Annotated in this window: 8 protein-coding genes; 1 reads left to right on the top strand and 7 read right to left on the bottom strand. The window is 53.9% G+C overall.

Annotated elements, in window-relative coordinates; all coding sequences use genetic code 11:
• Window positions 1-36 precede the first annotated feature (36 nt).
• From AC0LWT_RS02250 to AC0LWT_RS02220, 7 genes are all read right to left on the bottom strand, one after another.
• Window positions 37-1,158, bottom strand: coding sequence for a Gfo/Idh/MocA family protein (locus AC0LWT_RS02250; RefSeq protein WP_474679574.1), 1,122 nt, complete (start codon window positions 1,156-1,158; stop codon window positions 37-39).
• A gap of 31 nt (window positions 1,159-1,189) precedes the next feature.
• On the bottom strand, window positions 1,190-1,975 hold the full coding sequence (locus tag AC0LWT_RS02245; RefSeq protein ID WP_474679573.1) for an alpha/beta hydrolase: 786 nt from the start codon (window positions 1,973-1,975) through the stop codon (window positions 1,190-1,192).
• Between the two features lie 12 nt (window positions 1,976-1,987).
• Entirely contained in the window at window positions 1,988-2,824 is an 837-nt protein-coding gene (locus tag AC0LWT_RS02240) for a carbohydrate ABC transporter permease (RefSeq protein WP_474679572.1), read from the bottom strand.
• Between the two features lie 47 nt (window positions 2,825-2,871).
• Window positions 2,872-3,825, bottom strand: coding sequence for a carbohydrate ABC transporter permease (locus AC0LWT_RS02235; protein WP_474679571.1), 954 nt, complete (start codon window positions 3,823-3,825; stop codon window positions 2,872-2,874).
• A 91-nt stretch (window positions 3,826-3,916) separates the two neighbouring features.
• Complete coding sequence (locus AC0LWT_RS02230) at window positions 3,917-5,389, bottom strand: type 2 periplasmic-binding domain-containing protein (RefSeq protein ID WP_474679570.1); 1,473 nt, start codon at window positions 5,387-5,389, stop codon at window positions 3,917-3,919.
• 20 nt (window positions 5,390-5,409) lie between these two features.
• Window positions 5,410-8,439: a DUF4838 domain-containing protein gene (locus AC0LWT_RS02225; RefSeq protein WP_474679569.1), complete on the bottom strand. Its 3,030-nt coding sequence runs from the start codon at window positions 8,437-8,439 to the stop codon at window positions 5,410-5,412.
• A 307-nt stretch (window positions 8,440-8,746) separates the two neighbouring features.
• Window positions 8,747-10,987 (bottom strand): helix-turn-helix domain-containing protein, encoded by a 2,241-nt coding sequence (locus AC0LWT_RS02220; protein WP_474679568.1) that lies wholly within the window; start codon window positions 10,985-10,987, stop codon window positions 8,747-8,749.
• Window positions 10,988-11,166: 179 nt separating this feature from the next.
• Between AC0LWT_RS02220 and AC0LWT_RS02215 the strand changes: the two genes are divergently transcribed.
• A complete protein-coding gene (locus tag AC0LWT_RS02215) occupies window positions 11,167-12,741 on the top strand; it encodes an extracellular solute-binding protein (RefSeq protein ID WP_474679567.1) in 1,575 nt (524 codons plus the stop codon).
• Window positions 12,742-12,993: the final 252 nt, after the last annotated feature.

The following is a 12,993-nucleotide window of genomic DNA, read 5'->3' as shown; positions in this document are numbered from 1 at the left end:
CATCATTTAATTGAAACCGGCGGCTGCCAAGGTTCCTTATCCCCATTCCACCGTCCGGAATGTACCGGTTAGTGCCGACTCATGCGCCTTCAAACACAGAAGCGCGCTTGATAGCCCGCCTTCCAATGGCGTCAGCGACGCGGATGAGCCGCGCATCAGGCCGATAAAGCTTTGCGCAAGCGCGGTATCGCCGCCGAAATGACCTTCTCCGGCTTCGAGCTGATACGTTTCCACACGGTCGGTATGATGCATGAAGACTTGCACCCGTCCGGTCATAAAGTCGAATTCCAGCGTTCCTTTGTAGCCAAGGAACCGCGCGCCGCGGGTGCCGGCTTTGCGCCGCACAAAGAAATTTTGCGAATACGACGCGTGCATTCCGCTCTCATAACGGATTAGCGCGCTTCCGGAATCTTCATTGCCCGTATCTTCGGCGAAGCAGCAATACGGCCAGGCCTCCGCATAGGGCAGTGAGACGGTGCTCTCCGGACACGTCCGGTTCTCTTCGCAATCTGCACATTTCAGGCCGGCCGGTCTCGAGCCTTTGAAAACTTGCTTCGATGTCATCGCGCAGACGCTGACCGGCCTCTGGCCGATGACGTAGGTCAAATAATCGAAATCGTGGGTCGCTTTTTGCAGAAAAAGTCCGCCCGTTTCGCGCTCGTCACGGTACCAGCTGTGAAAATAAACGCCGCCGTACGGTACGTTATTGACGGCTTGAACATGCTCGATCGTACCGATTTTCCCGGAATCGATGATTTCCTTCACCAACTGCACGATGGAAGTGACGCGAAGCGGGAACGAAACGAGGACCGGAGGCCGATCATTCGTCTCATAGCCATGCTTCAGCCGGAGCAAATCGTTCATCGTCGTCGCCACCGGCTTCTCCAAAAAAAGGGGAATGCCGCTGGGGAACACTTTCAGCGCCATTTCCGTATGCAGCGAGCAGCGAGTGCCGATCAGGATGCCGTCCGGGCGGACGGACCGGATCATTTCCTCGGGCGTGTCGAAGAGCGGGATGTCGTTTCCGTTCCGATCCGTTCGCGGGATATCCTTGCGAATCTCTACGATGCCGGCCACCTGGCAGCCGGATTCGGCTTTTTCGATTTCTTTGACCACAGCGCGCATTCGCGAGCCGTATCCGATGACACCTATTCTCATGGTGAGTTTCCTCCAAATTACGGACTAATGTTTATTCATAAGATGCGAGAAACGGTTCCAGCACGGCGAGCGCTTCTCGCTGGAGCGGACCTTCCACGCCGTAGAAAAAGCCGTGTTCCGCTGCGGGAAAGAGTGTCACTTCGGACCGTTTGCCGTACATCTTCAGCTTTTCGCTCATCTCGTAAATGAACGGATGGGGGAAGAACTGTTCCTTGCCCGCGATCAGGAACAGGAAATCCGACGCGTTGTCATCGACCCGGGCGATGGGGGACGCCTGCCGGAACAGGTCGGCTTCCTCCCCATAGGACGCGCCGATCACGTCTTCAATATCTTTTTGGATCCCCTCGTGCATCGGCTCCCACGGCTCCAGCTTGCCTGGTCCATTGATCGATACGCAGGCGGCCGGCTTCCGCCAGTCCTTGGGCTCGGCGGCTCCTGTCCACTCGCTCGGGGAAGTAAGCGCCAGCAGAGAGGCGAGATGCGCGCCTGCCGAGCTTCCGAGTACGGCGAACGTGTCGACGGCCGGCCATTGTTCGCGGACATAGGCGACAAATGCCTCATAGCCGGCGATGACGTCGCGCATTTGCTCGGGAAGCTTGAACTCCGGCGAAAGCCGATAGCCTGCCGATGCGCAAACGTATCCTTTGCGGGTGAAATGCTGCAGATGCAAATGGAAAGCATCCCTTGCGCCGGCGCGCCAACCGCCGCCGTGGATATAGAAGAGGGCCGTGCGGCGGTTAACTGCCGCCGGGCGCGCAATATCGACGGCTCTTCTCAGAACGATGTTGTCATCATAGTAATGCGTGATTACATCCACTTTCGGGTCCCCCTATCCTTTTACTGCGCCGAGCGTCGCGCCCTCCATGATCCACCGTTGAAAGAACACGAACATGATGACGGAAGGGACTAGGGCGATCGTGACCCCGGCAAACATGGTCACCCAATCCGACGAGTACTGCATCATCTGATTGGCGTGGTACATATTGACGCCGATCGTATATTTTTTTTGATCGCTCAAATAGATGAACGGCGTGAGAAAGCTGTTATACAAGCCTAAAAATTTGAAGATCGCCACCGTCACGATACCCGGTACGGCCAGAGGCACCATAATGCGTCCGAATACTTGAAAAAGCGATGCGCCGTCCATAAACGCGCTTTCCTCAAGCTCCTTCGGCAGCGACTTCATGAAGCCGGCCAGCAGCATCAGGAAAAAGACGTTTTCGCCCAAGCTTTCGAGAATGATAAGCCCCGTCAGGCTGTTCGTCAGGTGCAAGTCGCGCATCAGCACATACTGCGGGATCAGCGCGTTAATTCCAGGCAGGAACAACGAAATCATGATCGTTCCCCAAATAAACGTTCTGCCTTTAAATTCGATTCTCGTCAGCGCATAGGCGTTGACAGTTGTCAGCAGCGTGCCGACGATAAGGCTCACGCCGACATAATACAATGTGTTGAGCATCGCTTCGCCGATTCCGAATTTCACCCATGCTTGTTTGTAATTGACCCATTTCATCACTTCCGGCAGCTTCCAGACGTCCATGAAAAATTCCTGGTTCGTTTTAAGCGATTCATAAAAAATCCAAAGCAGTGGAAACAATATGGTCATTGACCAGACGATCAGCAAAATCCACCATAGCAAATCGACGGCCGTGCGTTTTTCGTTCACAATCCCTCATCCTTTCCAAACATGCCCCCGGCAGCTTCCGTCACGACTCAATATTCAACAGTCCGTTCGGGTAAATATTTGTCCATCAGCAGCTTCGCTATCACGAGAATGACAAACAGAAACATGCCGACGGCCGAGGCATACCCGTAGTTGTGGGACTCATCCCCGAACGCAAGATTGAAAATGTAAAGCCCGATCACGTTCGTCGATCCGGCCGGACCGCCGTTTGTCAAAATCAGCTGCTTTTCGAATCCTTTCAGTGACCCCAGAACGAGAAATAATGCGCTGACGCGAACGATCGGCATAATCAGCGGCATCGTAATCCGGAACAGCCTTGTCATATGGCCGGCTCCGTCCAGCAGGGCCGATTCGTAGAGCGACTTCGGGATCGTCGTCATGGCGTTTATGAAGATGATGACGTACAGGCCGACGCCGCCCCATACATATGGCGGAACGATCGCCGCGAGCGCTGTTCGCGTCTCCCCGAGCCAGTAGTAATTTCCGATCGGAACGCCGATCAGCCGCAGCAAACCGTTCAGCAGCCCGAACGATCCGTCGTAAATGAAAGCCCAGAGAAGGGCGATGACGACCGTCGGCAGCACGTTCGGGAAGAAGAAAAGCACTTTGAAGAACGAGGTTCCTTTGAATCCTTTGTTCACCAGCAGATAGGCCAGCAAGAGCGAAATCAGGATGACGGAAACCGGAATGACGGCCATATAAAACAAATTATGAAGCAGAGCGTTCCATACGTTTTTGTCCTGGAACAAGGCGACGTAATTGTCGAGTCCGACAAATTTCGGCTCGGAAATGCCGTTCCAGTTCAGCAGGGAGTAGTAGATCGACAACAGGTTGGGATACAGCGTGAACAGCAAGTACCCGCCGTAGGCCGGCGCAATAGCGAGCAGAAGAAAAATAAGCTTCTGAGAGCCGGCTTTTTGCAGCCGCTTTTTCGCTTTACCGGTATACGCGGACGCGCTAACGGTCGATGTTGTATCGTTCAATGCGGCAGCTCCTTTCAAAACGGTCTGAATTTTCAAAAAAAGGAACAAGGGAGAGGGCTTCGCACTGGCTTCGCGCCCCCCCCTTGCGGTTTTATTTCTTTTGCGCTTCGATCGCTTTTTGCATCAGTTTTTCCGCTTCCTCGAGCACCGGCTTCGGATCTTTTTTACCGGACGTAATCTCGGTCGTGTTATCCAGAATCAGCTTCATGGATTGCTGGTAACTCGGGTCGGACAGGGTGCTGTTACGGGTGCTGCCCGACATCTTCGTTTTGTTGAGCTTCATGAATTCGAGCATCGCCTTCGGGGCTTTCTGCAGCTTGGCCGCGCGCGCAGCGTCATCCGAGAAATCTTTGCGCACAGGGAGCTGGCCGCCTTTTTCGGCGATGAATGCCTGAACGTCCAAATTCCACATCCAGACGTTGAACTCTTTGGCCCATTTTTTGTTCAAATCCGGCTTGGCCGCCCAAATGAAATGGCCGTTTGCGGCTGCGGAGCGAATCCACATCGTACTGTCGGGCTTATCACTCATCGGCACGGACATGAAGCCCCATACGAAATCTTTCGGGATGGAATCCTTCATTTCATTCTCCACATAAACGCCGGTCGAAACCATCGCGGCTTGCCCCTGGATCATTTGCATTTGCGATTGCGTATGGGTCAAAGCCGCCACACCCTCCGGAAAATACCCTTTCTTGCCGAGCTCGAAAATGCGGTTCCAAAGCTCCAAGCTTTCGGGGGCCGTATGCTGCGGCAGCTTGAAGTTGGTGTAGTCGTCCTGGTACTTGCTGCCGTTCAGTTCGGCCAGTTCGAACATTTTAACGGGACCGAACGCATTTTCGATGTAGCCCGGGTATTTGCCCGGATACGTGATCGGAATCATGCCCTTGGCCTTGATATCCCCAAGCAGCTTGACGAATTCGCTCCACGTCTTCGGATTTTGATTCCAACCGTTCTTCTCGAACAGCGTTTTGTTGAAAAACAATCCGGAGCCGCTGCCGGCTGAGGGAAGTGCATACAATTTCCCCGAAAACCGGTAGGCCGCCGATTCGGGTACTCCGTCGAGCGCCATTTCCTTTACCGTTTTCCCGCTCATGTCATACAGCTTATGATTCCACAAATCGTCCTGCGGTTCGAGCTTGCCTGCGGCTACGAGAGGGATGAGCGCGTCGCCGCCGCCGGGAAGGTTGCCGTTGAACATGTCGAACATGTCTGCGTCATTGCCCGCGGATATTTTCGTGTTGACGACTTCGCCGATTTTCGGCGAATAGACGACTTCGAAGCTGACGTTCGGAAATTTTTTCTTGAACGTATCCATAGCGTAATCGATATATTCCCTGCCCATGCCGCCTTCGAAAAAGCCGAATTTCAGCGTAACCTTCTGATCCTTCGGCAGTCCGTTTTCCGGGTAAACGTCACCGCTCTGCGTGCCTGCGGCCGGCGAAGCCGACGATTTGCCGTCGCCGGTATTCCCGGCTTCCTTACTGCTGCACGCCAGCGCGGAGATGGAGAGCATCGCAATCGTAAGACCGACGGAAAGCGTTTTGTAAAGTCTGTTTTTGTTCACGGCAAATCCCCCTGTTTATGTTATGGAGTTTTGTAAGCTAGCGTATAATCGTCAAGATAAATGCCGCCTGTCGTAAAGCCGTCGACGATGGCTACCATTTGTACCGTAACGGCATTATTCGGTATTTGTCCGGTGAATTCGATGTCCGCCCATGTTCCCGAGGTGGCGGCGATCGGCTTCGCAACGGATTTCAGGGTCGCAATGTTTTTGTTGTTCGCATCCAGCATATTGAAGGACAACTGGATCGTCCCGGTCGTCGCGGTTCCCGGCGGCGTGTAATAGTAAACCCGGGAAGTGACGGTGCCGGCCTGATCGACAGCCACATTTTGCACGGGGCCGCCCCGTGCCATATTGCTCAAGAGCAGGCTTGCCGTTCCCGTTCGGGAAACGCCTTGGACGCGCTTGATCGTTCCCGTCGACGCTACCCAAGACTTCCAAGGGGGAGCATCTGTCGTTCCGGACTCGAACGATGCGTTGTCGTTCAACTGCGGCACTCCCGAAACGACTTGCTTCGCCTCGAAGTCGTCGAGATACAATTCGCCGCCTTCCTGAAATCCGTTGACGGTGACTTCGATTTTCACATTCCGGACGGCGTTGCCGTTAACCGCTGCCGGTATATTGTTAAGCAGTCTGATTTCCGACCATTTGCCGAGCGATCCGGAAAACGGCGCCTGCGGGCTTTGCAGCGACGAAAGCACGCTGCCGTCTGCGCCCAGCAGATGGAAGGACAGAAAAATCGTACCGACCGATTGCGTCTCCGGGGTTACATAGTAGCGCAAGCGCGCGGCCATCGGCCCCGGTTGGGCGGGAACGGTCTGGCTCAGCCCTCCGTAATAGAAGTTGTGCACGTATATGCTGGCGTTGCCCGAATACGCGAACCCTTCCTTACGCTCGAACTTGCCGTATTTGACGATCGACGGCGTCCAGTTCGAGGCTGTGTCGGTCCCTTGCTCGAACGATGAATTTGCAACCAGTGAAGGCGCGGTTTCCAAGGAGCTTAGCAGCCGGGCGTAATCGCGCAGGGCGGAGGGCTCCGGAAGATTGGCCAGCGCCGCCACCCGTTGCCGAACCGGTCCTCCCGCAGGTTCCTGCGTTTTCATGTAATCGGCTAACTGCCAGAACGGATTCTCGTTCCAACCGCTCCAGACGAGCTTGTATATGGTCGGATCGATCGGGTGATAAAGCAGCAGGTCGGTCTTGAATTCTTTAACCAATTCAAGACGTTTGTTCGCCAGCCGGATGTTTTCCTCCATCGTTGCTTCGACCCGATCCAGCATTTGCAGCGCTTCCGTTTCGCTCTTCGGCGGCTCGGTTTGTTTCGGATAGCTGAGCGCGGAAGCCTCATAGTATTCGAATGCGCGCAGCAGCATGCGGGCTCTCGCTTTCTGCGGGTCCGTCACCGCTTTGGCCAGCACGGATTCCAGCAGTTGACGGCTTTGGGCAATCATATTATCCGTCACCGCATTCAAATACAGCGGGGAATTGAACCAAAGGAATGTCGTTCCTTTACGGCTTTGAAACCAGGGAGTGCCGAGTACGTCCACTGTCCAAAACTTTTCCCAGATCGCATAATAGGCAGCCAAATCGGAGGCGGCCGCAGGTCCGACGGCTCTCACATACCATTCGCTCAGAAGCGCATCCACATCCTGATACGGGTTCCACTGCAGATGGGCGCTAACCCAGGGCTTCGGTCCTTCGCCCCAATTGGTATACAGCTCCGCGTACTGGGCAACCGTCCCGTGTTCCTTGGCATAGCGGTAATTGTCAGCCATCAGGTGGGGATAATTTCGCGGCACCAAATAAGGCGTTCCGTATATATAATCGTACCAGCCGATGCTGGCCGCCTTGGTATTCCACTGTTCATGCGTTTGCTTGCCCTTCTGGCTGACCGCGCTGTCGGCCCAGGCCATCCGGTCTTTGGTAAGGAACGGGACAACCCGCGGATTGAGCGGGAAGGACGGAGGATCGTTCACTTCCTGATAGGCGAGTACGCCGAACCACTTGTCGGGATATACCGCCAGAACTTGCTCGACAACCTGATTGACCCACCCGTAATAAATATCGGACATATCCGGAATGCCGAGCGAATTGTTCCGGTGCGGGTTAGCGGGGTGGTTCGGTTCCGCTTCGCAGAAACCGCCTCCGTCGTTTACCCCGAGCGAGTACGACGTCTCGTTCGGATTGTTCCGGAAGTACTCGACAATAGTGTACACCGCCGCCTGCACCGTGCCCGGCTCCGTAAAGCAGGGCTGCCAACCGGTCGAAACGCCCTTGGCCGGAATATACCTTTGGCCGTTCCGCAGCGGATAAAACTCGGGATGCGAGCTTCCGTAAGTCTCGGACGGGAACAGGTTGTAAAGATTGTGGTGAAAATTGATGCGGGTTTGCAGCCGGTTGCGTTCCGACCATGTCCGCTCTTCCGGTTTCGCGTAGGACAAGGACAGCGGGCTGAACGTCCGCGAAAGGAAGGCCGGTTCTTCCCGTATATCGGTTCTCGGCACCGCAAGATCGGTCCGCTGCGGCACATCTTCGCCGTCCGGTCCGGGCATGAGCCATCTCACGCCGACATAACGCTCGAGAAAATCATAGACGCCGTTTTTCGTCCCCCCGCTGCTCGGCCCGATAATGGTCAGGCTGTTGCCGTGCGGATGGATGACAAAGCCGTCGCTGCCGAGACCCGCCAATGACGCCGTCACATGCGAATCGCCCCCGGAGGCTGTAGTCCCGACGTATATGCGCAAATATCCGTTCATCGGCCCGCCGCCGGTATGCAGCTCCGCTTCGTTCATTACCGCAAGCGAGGCCCCAGTCGATTTGCCGACATATTCGGCAAGCGTATCGGCCGCCGCTTTTGTCCCCTCGTCCGCATCGGCGGCGATCAGGATGACGGCATGCGCTTGTCCGCCCCTGACAACTTCCAGCGGATGCTGACCCTGCAGCCCTAGCTGATCTAGCTGATCCTGTTGGTCCTGCCCAAAAGCGGAAATCGGCATAAAGGTAAACAGCAGCACGATGACAATGAATAACGAAATTCGTTTTGTTACCCGCATCCCCCATCTTCCCTCCTCTTCATAACTTCATACATACAAACCGGTCTCCAAATGACCAAACCCCCGTGCTGTGTTCCGTATCCTGTGCTTGCGTCCAACACATCCCCCCGAATTGATTTTGGGTCTTTCGGCATTAACGATAGCACCGCCGATGCAAGCCGTATATATAAGTTTTTTTACCGGATAGACGAAAATTAAAATGGCCGGTGCAAGTAAAAAAATGCCCGGGCCGGTATTGTCGGTGCATACCGGCCGCAGGCCTTATCTGATGATTTTTTCAGCTGCGACTTTTTTTAAAATCTCTTAGTCAGACCGGGCCCTTACGGAAATTTCCCGGCGTGCTGCCCGTATATTTCTTGAACGCCCGGATAAACGTAATCCCGTGCAGATAGCCTACCTGTTCCGCAATTTCCTGCACGGTCTTGTCCGGGAATTCCTTGAGCAGGACGATCGCCTTTTCCATCCGGGTCTGCGTGACATAGTCGATAAATTTGACGCCGAATTCTTCTTTGAACAGCCGGCTCAAATAGCTGGGGGATAAGCCGAACTCGCTTTCCAGATGCGCATGGGACAAGTCGGGATCGCTGTAATGATCCAGAATGTACTGTTTGACATCGAAAATGAGCTGATGATTATGCTTGTTGGCGCGCACCAGCCGCATCTGTTCCGCCGTTTGCTCGAGAATGCCATGAAACTCGCGAACCATCGCTTCGGCCGTCTCGCGCTGCCGCAGGGTGTCGTTAAGCCGCTGATGCGGGCCATCGTTCCATACAGCCTGCAGTTCGTCGGGAAGCTCCGCGATTTCTTTATGCAGATGATCGAGAAGATAGTGCAGCAAGCTGTTCAGCTCGCTTTTGGAAAACAGCTTCAGGCGCAGCGTCTCGTCCAATTCGTGATAATGCGTCTTCCACGCCGGGTCTCCCGACCGGAAAGCCTGGCAAAGCGAGCGAATGACCTGCAGCTGCCGGAATGTTTCGCCCTGCGGCTTCGTGGAGAGATCGGAAGACATGATCAGGCGGTTGGTCCCCAGCGACGATTTGTAGGCCAGCGCTTTAGCCGCGCTTTGGTACGATTTGACGGCATGCGCGATGTCCGTCTGTGCGGTTCCGATGCCGATCGTAACGGTAAAAGCTATGTTCGTCTCCACCCATGAGCGCAGCTTCTCGACCGTTGCGATCGCGGCTTGCTCGGTTTGTTCCGGCGACCGGAGCAGGTAAAGTACCCCCATCCGCCGCTCGCCGATCCACTCCGACCAAACGGATAATCCGTCCGCTTCGACAATTTCTTGATAGGCCATCTGGATGACCTGCTTGAGCAAGTATTGGTCGGGGCGGCTGAATTGCTTGCCGAATTCGCTGAATTCGTCAATCTCGACCAGAGCGATGAAGAAAAGGCGGCAATCGAGATCGATCCCGACTTGCTCCGATTCCGTCTTCAAGCCGGCAAATGTACCTTCCAAAAGCTGCAGGAACAGATGCCTTTTCCGGTAACGCATGTTTTTCTTGTTTTGCTCCTCAAGCAGCCCCGATTGAGCGAGCAGTTCTTCGATGGCCGTCTCGATATATTTGAATTCGTCGCCCTTGGGCTCAAGCAGCAGAGCCTGCTGCTTCTGCACGGAATATTGAAAGATCCGGTTCGTTATCGTCCGAATCGGCATATAATTCCGTCTCGTCACATAGACGAGCCAAACGATGCCTGAGGCAATAACCGCAAATCCGAATGCAACCCACAGGTAGAACAGCGAGCTGACCCATTCCGCAATGCTGGCGCCATAGATGCCGCTGCGAATCGTCCATCCCGTATAGTCGGATTGTACATGCGACCATTCCTTGCGGTTTTTGGCGCCTGAAGCGGCTGACGGTTCCTGCAAACCGTCCGAATCCTTGGCGGCGAAGACGGTTCCCTTGGAATCGATCAGTTCCAGATAATTGAGCCTGGAATCGGTCATGCTGCGGATCAAACCGCTTAAATGATTCGTGCTGACATTGACGACGATCAGGCTGCGGCTGGAAAGGTCGGCGAACTTGACGAGACTGACAACCTGGCGCGGTGCGGGGTCATTGAGCAGCTCGCTGAATGCTCTTCCGTCGGTCCAGCGGAAAGGCAGCAAGCTCGATACATTACTGCCGACAAATTGCTTGTCTCCGAAATCGTCCAATTTAACGAACGTGTTCGGTGTAAGAATCATGTTATCTTCGGAGCGGTAAAAGTAGATGGAGTCGATCAGCCGATTGTTCTCCATCATTTGGCGCAATACGGCGGCCGTCTGATAATCCGTATATGTGCGGGTTTGCGAATCAGCCGATTTGAAAAAATCTTTCAGGGGTTCATTGTCAAGAATTTGCTGAACGAGGTACTCGTCAAGACCGCCAAGCGAGCTGTCGATCGATTGCATGACATGATGGGACAGCACTTCGTTTGCTTTTAATGCGGAGTTTTTTGACATTTCGCTGATAGTCAAATAGGCGATTAACAAGAGGGACAAGCTGATGACGAAAAAAACAGGCAAATACGAGAGCAGCATCCGATAAAACAAATTTTTCCGCATAAGCGCCTCCTTCCGGTTTCCTCATCTGCATCATAATGAAATCCGATCCTAAATGGCAAGAGCGAATTTTCCAGGGAAAGCTATTTCAATTCGCGGCAAATCGTATTAACATAATATCAACATAAGTATCAACATAGACATGATACTGTGATTATTCGGCATTGGACGGAGGGGAAATTGTGAAGCGGGCAATGATCGGAGCGATTGCGTCGACAGTAATTTTGGCCGGAGTAACGGCTGCATTTTTGATGAAACATGATTCTTTTGCCGGACGTAGCGACGATTCACGGCAGTCCAATCCGGATGGACGGTTATCTTTGCATATCCTTGTAACCAGACCGGATTCCGCTTCTCTGCCTGTGCCGTCGCTCGATTTCGTCCGGCAGGCGATCGAAACGAAGTTTCGCGTCCAATTAAAAGTGACGGCGATGACAGAAGACGACTACAAGACTCGGCTGGCCGCTTTGCTTGCCGCAAACGACCCGCCCGATATGTGGCTTGGGCTCGGTTCGGACGGAGGCGCGTCCTATGCGTTGGACAACGCCCTTGCGGACATGACGCTGTTCGTATCGCCGACAACGATGCCGAACTATTTCAAATATTGGATGAAGGAAGAAGAGCTGCGCCAGTACCAGTTTCACAACAAGTTCATGCGCGCTCCGGTCCCTTACGACAAACAGGCGTACAGGGCTTACTATATCCGCAAAGACTGGCTGGACCGTCTCGGACTGCCGGTTCCCGATACTTACGATGCCTACGTACGGACGCTTCAAGCGTTCACTTTCGACGATCCGGACGGCAATGGGAAAAACGATACGTACGGCTTCACCGCCTCCGGCGGCGGTGTGAGCTTGTCTACGGATTGGCCGGAATACGTCAAGAACGGGCTGCTGTATCCAGCATACTACGACGGGAAAAGACTCGTCGATATGCAGATGGACGAACGTGTCGGCCATGTCGTGGACGACATCTTGAAAGTGATAAATGCCGGAGTTGTGGAGCCGGACTGGTTTTTGAACAAACGAAACGATACTGTCGATAAAGCGGTTCGCGGCAAGGTCGGCGTCGTGTTGGGGAGTACAACGGACTTTGCCTACGACTCCAACCCGAATAGTCTCCAAACCCGCAGCAAAGCCATCGATCCGCATGCGGACTGGGTCCCGTTCAATCCGTTCGGCCATGAACCGCTGCAGGCTGCCGTCATGCCGGGTTCGCCGTTCGTGTTCTCGAATAATGCCGCCGGCCTGAATCCGGACAAACTGAAGCGGCTTGCCGAGATTCTGGATTGGCTGTGCGGGGAAGAAGGATTTTTGCTCACTCATTATGGACTTGAGGGGAAACATTATACGCGCCAGGGGAATACGATTACACTGATTCCATCCGCGATCGAGAACGATATCGTCAAGAAAGGCAATTTTCTCAACATTTGGGACTTTTTCACGCCGAATGCTCCTCAGGCTTTGGGCCTTACGGTGAACGATCCGCGGATGACGGCAAGGGACGCAGCGATTTCCCGGACGCTCGCCGACATTCCCGTACACGAAGGCATAGGAACAACGTTGACGCCGCCGCTCGGAGTAAGCGCCGAAACGATGCGCGACAAGCAGAACGAACTGCAGGTGAGAATGCTTTTTACGGATAAATCGGGGAAAAATTGGCCGGCCTACCGCAAGGAAATCATGCAAAACTACAACGGCAACGAGATATTCAGTCAGTATGACATCAAAATCCGTGCGGCCCGCGAAGGCAAATAACGTTCTGACGAAGATAACGGTTGACAACGGTCGCCGATATCGGAGTCAGAACGTTTTTTTTCCGCGGTGGACAAAGCTTATTTTAGAAAAAGTCTATATGAGTTAAAAATAATCGCACGTTTTGCGCGGTTATTTTGATTTTTGCTCATGTTTTCAAAAATGTTATATATACTGCGGCGGCATGTCATGGTACGTTAATTGGCGTAATCGATTCAAAAAGGATTGCGATTCGGCCGGCCGATGATCGATCCC

The sequence above is a fragment of the Paenibacillus sp. sgz302164 genome, from assembly GCF_056120505.1.
This window is presented reverse-complemented; position numbering and strand designations above follow the sequence as displayed.